Origin of the sequence: Streptomyces sp. NPDC057271 (assembly GCF_042668715.1) — a bacterium.
Classification (GTDB): domain Bacteria; phylum Actinomycetota; class Actinomycetes; order Streptomycetales; family Streptomycetaceae; genus Streptomyces.
The window spans coordinates 12519-27261 of record NZ_JBHUYJ010000105.1 but is presented as its reverse complement, the minus strand read 5'-3'; the positions used below and the strand labels follow the sequence as shown (position 1 = coordinate 27261).

General features: G+C 74.5%; 11 protein-coding genes. 8 read left to right on the top strand and 3 right to left on the bottom strand.

Annotated features, from left to right (window positions below; genetic code table 11):
• The first annotated feature begins 174 nt into the window (after nucleotides 1–174).
• Nucleotides 175–507: a divalent-cation tolerance protein CutA gene (gene cutA / locus ACFUJR_RS32385; RefSeq protein ID WP_383173426.1), complete on the top strand. Its 333-nt coding sequence runs from the start codon at nucleotides 175–177 to the stop codon at nucleotides 505–507.
• A complete protein-coding gene (locus ACFUJR_RS32380) occupies nucleotides 504–899 on the top strand; it encodes a gamma-glutamylcyclotransferase family protein (protein WP_383173478.1) in 396 nt (131 codons plus the stop codon). The genes cutA and ACFUJR_RS32380 overlap by 4 nt, the downstream gene beginning before the upstream one ends.
• Here ACFUJR_RS32380 and ACFUJR_RS32375 read toward each other — a convergent pair.
• The 3 genes from ACFUJR_RS32375 to ACFUJR_RS32365 form a co-directional block, all read right to left on the bottom strand.
• Nucleotides 853–2952, bottom strand: a complete 2100-nt coding sequence (locus ACFUJR_RS32375) for a molybdopterin oxidoreductase family protein (protein WP_383173429.1) — start codon at nucleotides 2950–2952, stop codon at nucleotides 853–855. The two genes, ACFUJR_RS32380 and ACFUJR_RS32375, sit on opposite strands and share 47 nt — an antisense overlap.
• 96 nt (nucleotides 2953–3048) lie before the next feature.
• On the bottom strand, nucleotides 3049–3792 hold the full coding sequence (locus ACFUJR_RS32370; RefSeq protein ID WP_383173432.1) for a vancomycin high temperature exclusion protein: 744 nt from the start codon (nucleotides 3790–3792) through the stop codon (nucleotides 3049–3051).
• A 31-nt stretch (nucleotides 3793–3823) separates the two neighbouring features.
• Entirely contained in the window at nucleotides 3824–4552 is a 729-nt protein-coding gene (locus ACFUJR_RS32365) for an aquaporin (protein WP_383173434.1), read from the bottom strand.
• 66 nt (nucleotides 4553–4618) lie between these two features.
• Here ACFUJR_RS32365 and ACFUJR_RS32360 point away from each other — a divergent pair, with 66 nt between their 5' ends.
• The 6 genes from ACFUJR_RS32360 to dnaG all read left to right on the top strand — a co-directional run bounded on the left by ACFUJR_RS32360 (nucleotide 4619) and on the right by dnaG (nucleotide 14725).
• Nucleotides 4619–5317 (top strand): hypothetical protein, encoded by a 699-nt coding sequence (locus ACFUJR_RS32360; protein ID WP_383173437.1) that lies wholly within the window; start codon nucleotides 4619–4621, stop codon nucleotides 5315–5317.
• A gap of 89 nt (nucleotides 5318–5406) precedes the next feature.
• Complete coding sequence (locus ACFUJR_RS32355) at nucleotides 5407–6312, top strand: sirohydrochlorin chelatase (protein WP_383173439.1); 906 nt, start codon at nucleotides 5407–5409, stop codon at nucleotides 6310–6312.
• Nucleotides 6313–6356: 44 nt separating this feature from the next.
• On the top strand, nucleotides 6357–9905 hold the full coding sequence (locus ACFUJR_RS32350; protein ID WP_383173440.1) for an NB-ARC domain-containing protein: 3549 nt from the start codon (nucleotides 6357–6359) through the stop codon (nucleotides 9903–9905).
• Between the two features lie 59 nt (nucleotides 9906–9964).
• The gene (locus tag ACFUJR_RS32345) at nucleotides 9965–11278 is read left to right on the top strand and encodes a deoxyguanosinetriphosphate triphosphohydrolase (protein WP_383173443.1); all 1314 of its coding nucleotides are present in this window, start codon (nucleotides 9965–9967) and stop codon (nucleotides 11276–11278) included.
• 194 nt (nucleotides 11279–11472) lie between these two features.
• Nucleotides 11473–12732, top strand: coding sequence for an NAD(P)/FAD-dependent oxidoreductase (locus tag ACFUJR_RS32340; protein WP_383173446.1), 1260 nt, complete (start codon nucleotides 11473–11475; stop codon nucleotides 12730–12732).
• A 67-nt stretch (nucleotides 12733–12799) separates the two neighbouring features.
• Nucleotides 12800–14725, top strand: coding sequence for a DNA primase (gene dnaG / locus ACFUJR_RS32335; protein ID WP_383173449.1), 1926 nt, complete (start codon nucleotides 12800–12802; stop codon nucleotides 14723–14725).
• Nucleotides 14726–14743: the final 18 nt, after the last annotated feature.

Here is a 14743-nt window from a genome sequence, read left to right as displayed (position 1 = left end):
CGTTCGTGATCGCGCACCGGCTCTCCACCATCAGGGACGCGGACGTGATCCTGGTGATGGAGAACGGCTCGATCGTCGAACAGGGCACGCACGAGAAGCTGTTGGCGGAGGACGGCGCGTACGCGCGGCTGCACGCGGCCCAGTTCGCCCAGGCGGCCTGAGTACGGTGAGGGGATGACCCTCGCATGGACCGTGCTCACCACCACCGACAGCGCCGCCAAGGCGCAGGAACTCGCGCGCGGCGCGGTCGAGGCCCGCCTCGCCGCCTGCGCGCAGATCTCCGGACCGGTCACCTCCGTCTACCACTGGCGGAAGGCGATCGAGACCGAGGAGGAGTGGCAGGTGCTCTTCAAGACGACGGCGGCGCGCTACGAGGAGCTGGAGGCCCACCTCCTCGCCGCACACGACTACGACACGCCCGAGGTCCTCGCCACCGCCGTGGTCGGGGCCTCGGCGGCCTACCTGGCGTGGCTGGAGGCCGAGACGACCGGGCCCGCCGCCGGATGACCGAGCTGCCGTTCTTCGTCTACGGCACGCTGCGGCCGGGCGAGTACAACCACGACCGCTTCCTGCTGGGACGGACGGCCCGGGAGGAGCCGGCCCGGCTCACCGGAGCGCTCCTGCACGACGGGCCCGGATACCCCTACGTGGTGCCGGGCGAGGGCCTGGTCGCGGGCGACCTGGTGACGGCGGCGCCCGGGGCGTACGGCGAACTCCTCGCCCTGCTGGACCGGGTGGAGCTGCCCGCCGGATACGAGCGGGCGGAGCGCGAGGTGGTACGGGTCCGGGACGGGGCGGCCGTCCGGGCCTGGGTCTACTTCGCGGTGCCGGGCACGCCGTACGGACCGCTCATCAGGGGCGGGGACTGGCGGGCTCGACCCGGACCGCGCACGTCTTGAACTCGGGCATCCGGGAGACGGGGTCGAGCGCGGGGTTGGTGAGGGTGTTGGCGCGCCCCTCGCCCGGCCAGTGGAACGGCATGAAGACGGTGTCCGGCCGGATGGCCGTGGTGATCCGCGCGGGCGCGACGGCCCGCCCGCGCCGCGACACGACGGCGACGCGCTCTCCCTCGGCCACGCCGATCCGCTCGGCGAGCCGCGGATGCAACTCCACGAACGCCCCGGGCGCCGCGGCGTTCAGCTCGTCGACGCGCCGTGTCTGCGCGCCGGACTGGTACTGCGCGACGACCCGCCCGGTGGTCAGCACGACGGGATACGCGGCATCGGTCTCCTCGTCGGGACCACGGTGCACCACCGGCACGAACCGCGCCCGCCCGTCGGGCGTGGCGAACCGGTCGAGGAAGAGCCGAGGGCTCCCGGGATGGGGCGGCGCCCCCTCCGCTGGCTCCGGGCAGGGCCAGAAGACGCCGTCCTCCTCGCGGATACGGCGGTAGCTGATGCCGGAGTAGTCCGCCGGGCCGCCGGCGGACGCGCGCCGGAGTTCGTCGAAGACCTCCTCCGGGTCGGTCGGGAAGCCCTTCTCCCAGCCGAGGAGCGCCGCGAGGCCGTGCAGGACCTCCAGGTCCGTGCGGACCCCGTCCGGCGGGGTGATCGCCCGCCGCCGCAGCAGCACCCGGCCCTCCAGGTTGGTCGTCGTCCCCGTCTCCTCCGCCCACTGGGTGACCGGCAGCACCACGTCCGCCAGCTCCGCCGTCTCCGACAGGACCACGTCCGCGACGGCCAGGAAGTCGAGCGAGCGCAGCCGCCCCTCGATGTGCGCGGCGCGCGGCGCCGAGACCACGGGGTTGGACCCCATCAGGAGCAGCGACTTCACCTCGCCGCCCAGCGCGTCCAGGAGTTCGTACGCGCTGCGCCCGGGCCCCGGCAGCGACGCGGGGTCCACCCCCCAGACCCCCGCCACGTGCGCCCGCGCCGCCGGGTCGTCCAGCCTCCGGTAGCCGGGGAGCTGGTCGGCCTTCTGGCCGTGCTCGCGGCCGCCCTGGCCGTTGCCCTGCCCCGTGAGGCACCCGTACCCGCTCAGCGGCCGCCCGGCCCGACCCGTCGCGAGGCAGAGGTTGATCCACGCGCCGACCGTGTCCGTGCCCTTCGACTGCTGCTCCGGGCCGCGCGCGGTGAGCACCATCCCGCTCTCCGCGTCGCAGAACATCCGCATGGCGTCCCGCAGGAGCGGCACCGGCACGCCGGTGATGCGCTCGACCAGTTCCGGCCAGTGCGCCATCGCCCCGGCACGGGCCGCCTCCCACCCCGCCGTGCGTTCCCGGACGAACGCCTCGTCCACCCGCCCCTCGGCGACCACGAGATGGAGCAGGCCGAGGGCGAGCGCGAGGTCGGTGCCGGGGCGGGGCGCGAGGTGGAGGTCGGCCTGCTCGGCGGTGCGGGTGCGGCGAGGGTCGACGACGATCAGCTTCCCGCCGTTCGCCTTCAGCTCGGTGAGGTAGCGCAGCGCCGGCGGCATCGTCTCGGCCAGGTTGGAGCCGACGAGGATCACGCAGCCGGTGCGCGGGACGTCCTCCAGAGGGAAGGGCAGCCCCCGGTCGAGCCCGAACGCCCGCTGGTGCGCGGCCGCGGCGGACGACATGCAGAAGCGCCCGTTGTAGTCGATCTGCGAGGTGCCGAGCACGAGCCGGGCGAACTTGCCCAGCGTGTACGCCTTCTCGTTGGTGAGCCCGCCGCCGCCGAAGACCCCCACGGCATCGGGTCCGTGGTCGACGCGGGTCCGGCGCAGTCCGTCGGCGACGGCGGAGAGTGCCTCCTCCCAGGTGGCCGACTTCAAGGCCCCCGTGTCAGGGCATCGGACCAGGGGCCCGGTCAGCCTGACCCGGGAGGAGAGTACGGCCGGGGCGGTGCGGCCCTTGCCGCACAGCGCGCCCCGGTTGACGGGGAAGTCGGGGCGGTCGACCACCTCCACGGAGCCGTCCGCGGGGCGCAGCCCCATGCCGCACTGGAGGGCGCAGTAGGGGCAGTGCGTGGGGGTGGTGGCAGCCTCGAACATGGGGAAAGCGTGCGTCAGCCGTGTTACGGGAGGAGACAGCCCGCATTACGCCTCCGGTACGTCGGGCTCCGCGGTGGGCCGCCCCGGGGGTGAGGGTCAGCCCGCCGAGGCGAGCGCCTCCGTCACGCCCTTCTCGCGCTCCCCGAGGAAGTGCGGGTCCGGCCGGAGCGTCGCGTCCACGGCCGCCTTGCCCGCGGCGACCAGTTCCCGGACGCCGCCGTAGTAGAAGACGGAGTCGTGGGGTTCGACCACCTTGACGCCGTACGCATCGATTCCGGCCGCTCGGCAGAGGGCGACGGCCCGCCTGATGTGGAAGTCCTGGGTGACGAGGACGGCACGGTCGACCCCGAAGATCTTCTTGGCGCGGACGCAGGAGTCCCAGGTGTCGAAGCCCGCGTAGTCGCTGACGATGTGACGGTCGGGCACTCCCCGCTCGGTGAGGTACGCGCGCATCGCGTCGGGCTCGTCGTACTCGACGCGGCTGTTGTCGCCGGTGACGAGGACGACCTTGACCTTCCCGGCGCGGTAGAGCTCGGCGGCCGTGTCCAGCCGGTGCGCGAGGTACGGCGTCGGCCGCCCCTTCCAGAGGCCGGCGCCGAAGACGACTGCGACGTCCTGCGCGGGGACCTCGGCGGTGGTCCGGAGCCGGCTGTCGGCGACGGCGTGCGTCCAGGTGGCGGGCGCGAGGGCGAGGACGGTGCCCAGCATGACGGCCTGGACGGTGCGGCGGCGGGCCCGCCGGGTGCGGGGCACCAGCGTGACCCGGCGGGGCACGAGCGGAATCCGGAGGAGCCGCGGCGAAACCCGCTTCAGCCGGGCGGGTACGCGTACGCGTCGCATGGACGAACCTCCGTGGATCTTGCCTGCCCCGTCACCCTGTTCGACGCGAATCGGCGCTGCTCGGTTCGCCGCGGCCGTAGAGAAGGGAGGCGAGGGCGGCGCCGAGCAGCGTGCCGAGGAGCTGCGCCCCGACGAATCCCGGCAGCGAGCCGGGGGCTATCCCGGTGGAGGAGTCGGAGAGGGCGCGACCGACGGTCGCCGCCGGGTTGGCGAACGAGCCGGAGGAGGTGAACCAGATCGCCGCCGCGATGTACGCGGCCACGGCGAGCGGTGCGAGCGCGAGGCGGCCGATGCGGCGCAGCGCGAGGACGAGCAGGACGAGCCCCGCGGTGGCGACGGTCTCGCCGAGGAGGAGGTGATGGTCGGAGCGGACCTGGGTGGACCAGGTGCCGGGCGCCCGTCCGAACATCGTCTCGGCGAGCAGCGCGCCGGCGATCGCGCCGACGAGCTGCGCGGCGCAGTAGGCGGCGACCTCGCGTACGCCCGGGGCCCTCGCCTCGCCGCGGCGGGCCCACCACTCGCAGAGGGTCACGGCGGGGTTGAGGTGCCCCCCGGAGAGCGGGCCGAGGAGCGCGATCAGGATGCCGAGGCCGATCGCGGAGGCGAGGGAGTTGGCCAGCAGGCTCACCCCCACGTCCTGGCTGAGGGCCTCGGCGCGGATACCGGAGCCGACGATGACGGTGACGAGGGCGGCGGTCCCCACGAGTTCGGCGGCGACGCGTCTGGAGAGCCGGGGCGGGGCGGTCGGGGTCATTCGCATGGTGGAAAAGATATTCCGCTAGATAAAAGAATGAGGAGGGAAGGGGGGAAGCCGTACGATCCGCAGATGATCACCGAGGCAGCCCTCAACAACGCGGAGTGGTGCGAGGCGATGTGCCGCGCCCACGGCCGCCCGGGGTCCTTCGGGCCACGCGCCTGGACCAACGCGCACCGCACGCCGCCGTACTACCCGGACGCCGTGACGCTCACCGCCGACGCGTCCGTACGGGACGTTCTCGACGGCATCGACCGCCGGGTCCCGGGCGCCTCGGTCAAGGACTCCTTCGCCCGGCTCGACCTGACCGGCGAGGGCTTCCGGCCGCTCTTCGAGGCGAGCTGGATCCACCGGCCCGCCGGAGGTCCGGCCCCGGCCGCGGCGGACGGGACGCGCTGGCGGGCCGTCCGTACCCCGGCGGAACTCGCCGCGTGGGCGGCGGCCTGGAGCGGCGGCGACGCCGACGAGGCCGCGCTCTTCCGCACCGGACTGCTCGCCGACCCCGGGACGACGGTCGTCGGGGGGTACGGGGCGGACGGCCGGATCCTCGGGGGAGCGGTGCTCAGCGAGAGCGGCCGGGTGACCGGCGTCTCCAACCTCTTCACGGCCGGCGACGAAGACCCCTCCGCGACCTGGTCCGGCTGCCTCGGCCTCGTACGGGACGGGCGCGCCGTCGTCGGCTACGAGTCGGGCGACGACCTGCCGCCCGCGCTCGCCGTCGGCTTCGAGGAGATCGGCCCCCTCCGGGTCTGGCTGGCCACCGGCGTCTGACAGCTCCGGCGGGCCGTCCGTGAGCCGGTGGAAAACACTCGTGACGCCCACGCAACGGGGAGGCAACGCGGCGCCGTCAGGATCGGTGCATGACGGACCGGGACAGTACGTTCGACAGCACGGCCGAGCTGCTCGGCACGATCACCACGCGGCTCGGGGAGCGTCTGAGCCAGGTCCGCCCGTTCGACGTCCGGCGCGGCCGCCCCGCCCTCGTCGCCGTGGGCCACGGCAGCCGCGACCCGCGCGCCGCCGCCACCCTCGCCCACCTGGTCGACCGCGTCCGCGAACTCCGCCCCGGACTCGACGTCCGCCTGGCCCACATCGAACTCAACGCCCCGCTGCTGCCGGAGGCCCTCGCCGACATCGCGGCGGGCATCGCGGCCGACGTCACCGGCGACGCCACGGCGGGAGTCCCGGGGCGGGAACCGGCCGCCCCCGGGGCCGTTCTCGTCCCGCTCCTCTTCGGACCCGGCCACCACGTCAAGCACGACCTGCCTGGTGCGGCCGCCGCGCTGCCCGAAGGCCAGGTCCGGACCGCCGCGCCCCTCGGCGCGCATCCGCTGCTCGTCGAGGCCCTCGCCGACCGGCTCGCCGAGGTGGGCTGGACCTCCGCCGAGAGCGCCTCGCGCGCCACCGGTGTCGTCCTCGCCGCGGCCGGATCCCGCGACCCCGAGGGCCTCGCCGCCGTCCGCCGGATCGCCGCCGCCCTGTCCGAGCGGCTCGGCGGTGTGCCCGTCGTCCCCGCGTACGCCTCCGCCGCCACACCCACCGTCCCCGAGGCCGTGCGCGTCCTCGCCGCGCGGGGCCGCCACCGGGTCGCCGTCGCCTCCTGCTTCACCGCCCCCGGTCTCTTCGCCGGCCGCGCCGCCGCCCACGCCCCCTGGATCGCCGCGCCCCCGCTCGGCGACCACCCGGCCCTCGCCCGCCTGATCCTCCACCGCTACGACGAGGCGCTGACCCGCGCCCCACGGAGGGAATTCGCCGTCACCCGCTGACGCCGCCCGCGAGCCGTGGATATTCTGCGGCCGGGGGGTGGATCATGCGCGGTGCCGTCAGGGGCGCATCGCTCGCGGCGATGGCGGCGGCGGTCGCGGTACTGGCCTCGCTGGCCGCCAACGCCGCCACGTCCAGGGAGCGTTGGCCCGGGCAGCTCGACCACATCCGGCAACAGCCCTGGTGGTGGGTGGCCGGCCTCGCCGTCGTCGGCATCCTCGCCGCCGTGGGCGTGGCCTGGCGCCAGGAGCGGACCCACACCGCGGCCACCGACCCACCCCCGCCTCCGCCGCGGGCCGTCCCCGACTGGGTGATCGACCGGGCCGAACGCGCGCGTACGGCCAAGGCCGTCTGCCGCACCCGCCGAGGGCGCGCCGGACGCACGGTGGCCATCACCACCTCCCTGGAGGGCGCGGGCGGCTTCGGCAAGACCGTCCTCGCCGCGGCGGTGGCCGCCAGCCCCCGCGTACGCAGACACTTCCGCGCCCGGATCTACACCGTCACCATCGGGCGCGACGTGCGCGGCCGCGCCGCCGTCGCGGCGAAGGTCGCCGAGGCCACCCGCTTCATCACCGGCGACACGACCACCTTCGACGACCCTGGCCTCGCCGGCGACCACCTCGGGCGCCTCCTCGACCACCGGCCCCCCACCCTGCTCGTCCTGGACGACGTCTGGGACGCCGAGCAGCTCGACCCGTTCCTGAAGGGCGGAGCCCCGTGCGTACGCCTGGTCACCACCCGGGTCCCCGGCGTCCTGCCGCGCGGCACCGAACGGGTGCGGGTCGACCAGATGTCCCCCGACCAGGCCCGCGCCGTCCTGATGTGGGAGCTGCCCGCCCTCCCCGAGACGCTCGTCCGGGACCTGCTGGAGGCCACCGGGCGCTGGGCGCTCCTGCTGCGACTCACCAACCGCCTGATCACCCGTCGGATCGCCACGGGGACGGACCCCGTGGACGCGGCGGCGGAGGCACTCGGCGGGCTCACCGCGAACGGCCCGGCCACCGTGGACGCCGACTCCGCGCCGCTCGACCTGGACGATCCGGCCCGCCGGGCCCTGGCCGTACGGGCCACGGTGGAGGCCGCCACGACCCTGCTCCCGGCCGGCGGAGCCGGGCGGCTCGCGGAGCTCGCGATCTTCGCCGAGGACGAGTCGATCCCCGTGCCGCTGGTCGCCCGCCTGTGGGGGGAGACCGGCGGACTCACCGAGCCGGAGACCCGAGCCCTGTGCGGCGAGCTCGACCGACTGTCCCTGGTCTCGCTCGTCCCCGACCACGGGGGCCGGATCGGCCTCCACGACGTGCTCCGCGACTACCTGCACAAGGAGTTGGGGGAGCCGGCCGTGACCGCCCTGCACGGCACGCTGGCCGACGCCGTCGGTCCGACCCCCTGGGAGCCCGCCGAGGACAGCCGGGGCTACGTCCTGGACCACGCGATCGAGCACCTGCTCGCCGCCGGGCGGACCGCCGAGGCCGCGCGTGTGGCGTGCGACCTGCGCTGGGTGGAGGCCCGACTGCACCAGCGCGGCCCGTTGGCAGCCTGGGCGGACCTGGCCGCCGTCCCCACCGCCACGGCCGCGCGCCTGGCCGACGACCTCACCCGCACCGCCCACCTCCTCACCCCCACCGACCCGCCCGAACTCCTGACGAACGTCCTGCACAGCCGCCTGGAGTCCCTCCCGCTCTGGCGCGACCGCATCGGCGAACGCCGCGCCGGTCCCGGACTCGGGCCGCACCTCCGTAACCTCCGCACGCCGCCGGACCTGCCCGAACCGGCCCTGCTCCGCACCTTCTTCGGCCACACCGGACCGGTGTGGGCCGTGGCGGTCTCCCCGGGCGGTGACTCGCTCGTCACGGTCGGAGCCGACGGCATGGCCCGCGGCCTCGACCCGAACAGCGGCGGCCGACTGGCCGTGGACGTCCGTGGCCAGGGCCGGTTCCGGTCCCTGGCGATGGCCCCGGACGGCACCTGGCTCGCGACCGCCGGCGCCGGCCGCACCGTTCACCTCTGGTCACTCGACCGCGCCACCATGCCGACGAGGACCCTCGGGCCGGTCGGGGAGGACGGCGCGTCGGTCCACGCCCTGGCGATCACCCCCGACGGCACCCGCGTGGTGACGGTCACGGACCGTCATGTGGAGCTCTGGGACGCCGTAAGCGGGGTGCGGCTCGCCGAAGAAAGACGGCTGGCCAGCGCGGCCGCCACCTGCGTGGCCGTCGCTCCGGACGCCACCCTGCTGGCCGTGGGTGGGCGGGTCGGCGCGACGCGGATGTCCGTGGACCTCTCCTCGTACCTGCCGGCCCGGGGAGGTCGAGCGGGCCGGCAGGTGAACGCACTGGCCTACGGGCCGGACGGCGGGTGGTCGGTCGCCGCCTGGGACGACGGCGAACTGCACCTTTGGGACGAGACGGGCTCGCAGGGCTCGGGTGCCACGACCACGATCGAGGCCCACAGGGGCGCCGCCACCGCCCTCGCGGTGTCACCGGACGGCAGGTGGCTGGCGAGCGGCGGCGAGGACGGGACGCTCGCGATCTGGAACCGCGGGCTGCGCACCTGCCGTGCCCGCTACTCGGCCCACCAGGGCGGGGTCCACGCCGTCGCCTTCACACCCGACGGCGAGCGGCTGATCAGCGCGGGGGAGGACGGGTCGGTCAAGATCTGGGACCGCTCCGGACCCGAGCGGTTCCGGTCCGGCGAGGGCGAGGGGATGCGGACCGTCACCGCCGTCGGACACGGCGGACTGCTGGCCGTCGCCCACCGCGACGGAGCGACCCGGCTCGGCGACCCGCTCGGCGACACCTGGCGGAGCCCACTGTCCTCCGGGAACGGAGACGACTACCGGGGGCCGGTCGCCTTCGGCGCGAGCGGCGCCTGGTACGCCGCCGGACACCTGTTCAGGGTGGAGATCGGGAGCGTCGAAGGCCCGCCGGGCGCGCGACCCGTCGTCCTCCGGCTCGGCCACACCGTCTCGGCGCAGGCCCTCGCCGTCGCCCCCGACGGCAGCTGGATCGCCGTCGCCGACTCCGACGGCGCGCTCCAGCTGTGGGACCGTTCCACCGAGCGGCGGACCGCCCTCCTGCCACGCCCCCCGGGCTCGGTCGGCCGGGCGCACACGGTGGTCATCGCGCCGGACGGCACCTGGCTGGCCGTGGCGCGCAACCGGTCCAGCTCCGGCTCCGACGGGGCGGAGTCGTCGGTGCACGTGTTCCGGCCCGCGCCGGGCCGGCGGTCGGCCGAGGGGCACCTCGACCTCCCGCACGACGGCAGGATCACCGCCCTCGCCGTCACCCCCGACGGCACCCGCCTCCTCACCGCCTCCACCACCGGAGCCCTCACCCACTGGGACCCCCGTACCGGCGAGCCCCTCGCCACCCACACCGACCCCGACGGCCCGGTGAACGGACTCTCCGTCTCACCGGACGGGAAGTGGATCGCCACCGCCGGCGCCATGCTCCGCGTCCGGGATGCTGCCACCGGCCGTACCGTCGCCGCCGTCCGCGCCGAGACGGCCATGACCTCCTGCGCCTGGCTCCCCGACGGGAGCGGACTCGTCGCGGTCGGCGAACGCGGCCTGTACTCTTTCGAGTTCCTGCCCTGACGCCCCGTCTCCGGTCCGTCCTCGCCCCGGTTGTCCGTCGCGCCGGTTACCTTCGGTGCATGGAAGGCTTCACGGACACCCCTGGCATCACGGACACCCCCGGCTACGACGACAACGCCACCGAGCGCTGGGCCGCCGAGCCCGACAAGCGGCCCGGTCGGACCGCCTTCCAGCGGGACCGGGCGCGGGTGCTGCACTCCAGCGCCCTGCGCAGACTCGCCGGCAAGACCCAGGTCGTCACCCCCGGCTCGCTCAGTCACGCCTGGGACGCCAGCCCCCGCACCCGGCTCACCCACTCCCTGGAGTGCGCCCAGGTCGGGCGCGAGCTCGGCGCCGCGCTCGGCTGCGACCCCGATCTCGTCGAGGCCGCCTGCCTCGCCCACGACATGGGCCACCCGCCCTTCGGGCACAACGGAGAGGTCGCGCTCAACGACTTCGCCAAGGACTGCGGCGGCTTCGAGGGCAACGCCCAGTCGCTGCGGCTGCTCACCCGGATCGAGCCGAAGCGGTTCATCGCCGACTCCGCCACCGGCCGCCCCGTCAGCGTCGGCCTCAACCTCACCCGTGCAGCGCTCGACGCCGCCACCAAGTACCCCTGGCCGCGCGGCGGGCACCCCGAGAACCCCGACTCGCCGAAGTTCGGTGTGTACGAGGACGACCTGCCCGTCTTCGAGTGGGCCCGCCAGGGCGCCCCCGCGCACCGCAAGTGCTTCGAGGCGCAGGTCATGGACTGGTCCGACGACGTGGCCTATTCGGTCCACGACTTCGAGGACGGCCTGCACGCCGGCCACATCGACCCGAACATGCTCTTCGCCGAGCCCGAGCGCGCCGACATCTGGGCCGTCGCCATCGGCCGGTACGTACCGCACGACACCGATCCGCAGGAGCTCGCCGAGGCCCTCGACCGCCTCGTCGACCAGGACTGGTGGCCGCACGGCTACGACGGATCGGCCGTCGCCCAGGCCCGTCTCAAGGACGCCACCAGCCAGCTGATCGGCCGCTTCTGCCTCGCCGCCGAGGGCGCCACCCGTCAGGCGTACGGGAGCGGCCGGCTGACCCGCTACGGAGCGGAACTCGTCGTCCCCCGCGAGACCCGCAACGAATGCGCCGTCCTCAAGGCCGTGGCCGACCGGTACGTGATGCAGCGCGCCGAGCAGGAGGCGCTCCGCGCCGACCAGCGCATCATCCTCGCCGAACTCGCCGAGGCGCTCACCGCCCGCGCCCCCGAGGGCCTCGACCCGCAGTTCCGGGCCTTCTTCGACGCGGCGGACGACGACAGGTCACGCAAGCGGGTGATCATCGACCAGATCGCCTCCCTCACGGACGCCTCCGCCGGCACCCTGCACGCCCGCCTCAGGCCCCCCCGCCCCTGAGGGGTGCCCACCCCAGAGCCCCCCGCCTCGGGCCCCCCCGCCCCTGAGGGGTGCCCACCCCAGAGGGTGTCCGGCGCCCGCCCTCTTTCGCCATCACGCTCCGTGCGGGACGCTCGGCGGAGCGCCCGAGGCGGTACGGCTCGCCGAACGCCCGGAGGCGTAGCGTGGAAGCGGACGCAACGAGGAGGCATCAAGTGGTCGACGCAGATCAGACCTTCGTCATCGTCGGCGGGGGACTGGCCGGGGCCAAGGCGGCGGAGACGCTCCGCTCCGAGGGGTTCACCGGCCGCGTGATCCTCATCGGCGACGAGCGCGACCACCCCTACGAACGCCCACCGCTCTCCAAGGGCTATCTGGCCGGCAAGGAGGCGCGGGAGACCGTCTTCGTGCACGAACCCGCCTGGTACGCCCGCGCCGAGGTCGAGCTCCACCTCGGGCAGCCCGTCACCGCCGTCGACCGCGAGGCCCGCACCGTACGCCTCGGCGACGGCACCACCATCCGCTACGACCGGCTGCTGCTCGCCACCGGATCCGAGCCGCGCCGCCTCGACATCCCCGGCACGGGACTCGCGGGCGTCCACCATCTGCGCAGGCTCGCCCACGCCGACCGGCTGCGCCAGGTCCTGGCCGCCCTCGGCCGGGACAACGGCCATCTGGTGATCGCGGGCGGCGGCTGGATCGGCCTGGAGGTCGCCGCCGCGGCCCGCGGCTACGGCGCCGAGGTCACCGTCGTCGAGTCCGAGCCCACCCCGCTCCATCAGGTCCTCGGCCCCGAGCTCGGCCAGCTCTTCGCCGATCTCCACGCCGAGCACGGCGTCCGCCTGGTCTTCGGCGCGCGGCTCACCGAGATCGTCGGCCAGGACGGCATGGTCCTGGCCGTCCGCACCGACGACGGCGAGGAGCACCCCGCCCACGCCGTCCTCGCCGCGATCGGCGCCGCCCCGCGCACCGCCCTCGCCGAGGCCGCCGGGCTCGACCTCGTCGACCGTGCCCACGGCGGCGGCGTCGCCGTCGACGAGTCGCTGCGCACCTCCGACCCCGACATCTTCGCGGCCGGTGACGTCGCCGCCGCCGCCCACCCGCTCCTGCACACCCGGCTCCGCGTCGAGCACTGGGCCAACGCCCTCAACGGCGGCCCGGCCGCCGCCCGCGCCATGCTCGGACAGCACGTCTCGTACGACCGGGTCCCGTACTTCTTCTCCGACCAGTACGACCTGGGCATGGAGTACTCGGGCTGGGCCCCGCCCGGCTCGTACGACCAGGTCGTGCTGCGCGGCGACGTCGGCAAGCGGCAGTTCATCGCGTTCTGGCTCAAGGACCGCACGGTGCTCGCCGGGATGAACGTGAATGTGTGGGACGTCACAGAGCCCATCCAGCGGCTCATCCGCGCCCAGTCCCCGGTGGACACCGACGCCCTCGCGGACCCGTCCGTCCCCCTGGAGAGCCTGATCTGAGGAGACCGGCGCGGCCGGCGGCGTCCTCCTGGGGGAGGACCCGCCCGCCCGCCCGTAGAATTCATGCGTGGCAGGCAGGATCAACGATGACGACGTGAAGGCGGTACGGGACGCGGTCCCGATCGACGCCGTCGTGTCCGAGTACCTGCAGCTCCGCAACGCCGGCGGTGGCAACCTCAAGGGCCTGTGCCCCTTCCACGACGAGAAGTCGCCCTCCTTCCAGGTCAGCCCGAGCAAGGGTCTGTTCCACTGCTTCGGCTGCCAGGAGGGCGGCGACACCATCGCCTTCGTGATGAAGATCGACCACCTCTCCTTCTCGGAGACGGTCGAGCGCCTCGCCGCCAAGGCGGGCATCACCCTGCGGTACGAAGAGGGCGGCTACAACCCGGGTCACCAGCGGGGCGAGCGCATCCGCCTGGTCGAGGCGCACAAGGCCGCCGCCCAGTACTACATCGACCAACTCGACTCGCCCGAGGCCGAGATCGGACGGAAGTTCCTCGCCGAGCGCGGCTTCGACCAGGCCGCCGCCGCGCACTTCGGCGTCGGCTACTCCCCGGCCGGCTGGGACCACCTCACCCGCTTCCTGCGCGGCAAGGGCTTCTCCGACAAGGAGCTGATCCTCTCGGGGCTCTCGCAGGACGGCCGTCGCGGCCCCATCGACCGCTTCCGCGGCCGGCTCATGTGGCCCATCCGGGACGTCGGCGGCGACGTCGTCGGCTTCGGCGCGCGCAAGCTCCGCGAGGACGACAACGGGCCCAAGTACCTGAACACGCCCGAGACGCCGATCTACAAGAAGTCGCAGGTGCTCTACGGCATCGACCTGGCGAAGAAGGACATCGCCAAGGTCAGCCGGGCCGTCGTCGTCGAGGGCTATACCGACGTCATGGCCTGCCACCTCGCCGGGGTCACCACGGCCATCGCGACCTGCGGCACCGCGTTCGGCGGCGACCACATCAAAATCCTCCGCCGACTCCTGATGGACAACGGCTCGGCCCGTGTCATCTTCACCTTCGACGGCGACGCGGCCGGCCAGAAGGCCGCCCTGCGCGCCTTCGAGGACGACCAGAAGTTCGCCGCCGAGACGTACATCGCGATCGCCCCCGACGGCATGGACCCCTGCGAGCTGCGGCTCGCCAAGGGCGACCAGGCCGTCGCCGAGCTGGTGGAGCCGCGCACCCCGCTCTTCGAGTTCGCGCTGCGCCAGATCGTGAAGCGGTACGACCTGGAGACGCCGGCGGGCCGGGCGGCCGCCCTCGACGAGGCCGCGCCGATCGTCGCCCGGATCAAGAACATCGCCTCCCAGCACGAGGTCGCCGTCCAGCTCGCGGGCATGCTCGGCATCCTCGACACCCAGTTCGTGGTCAGGCGCGTCGGCCAGATCGCCCGCTGGCAGCGCGACCGGGGCGGCAGGGGCGCCCCCGGGCCGGCGGCCCCGCAGCACGGGGGTGCCGCCCGCGCTCGAAGGGCCACGGGGGACTACAACGCGCCGGCGCCTTCGGCCGCCCCTTCCGGGCCCGCGCTCAACCTGCGCAGCCCCGCGCACCGCACCGAGCGCGAACTGCTCAAGCTGGCCCTCCAGCGCCCCGAGCTGGTCTCCCCGGCCTTCGACGCCTACGGCGTCGACGAGTTCACCGCCCCGCCCTACGCGGCCGTCCGCCAGTGCGTCCAGGACGCGGGCGGTGCCACGGGCGCCCCCGACGACTACCTGTCCGCCGTACGCGAGGCCGCCCCCGACGACACGGTCCGCGCGCTCGTCACCGAACTCGCCGTCGAGACGATCTTCGCCAAGGTCGTCGACGAGGTCTACGCCGGCGCCCAGCTCGTCTCGGTCCGCCTGCGGGCCGTCGACCGCCGCGTCCGCGACATCCAGGGCAGCCTGGCCCGCCTCGGCACCCATGGCGACCCCGCGCAACTGGCCGCCGTGCAGAACGAGTTGTGGGTCCTCACCCAGTACGCCCAGTCGCTGCGCACCAACGGCGCCGACGCGCTCTGACGTTCGGTCACCTCGCGA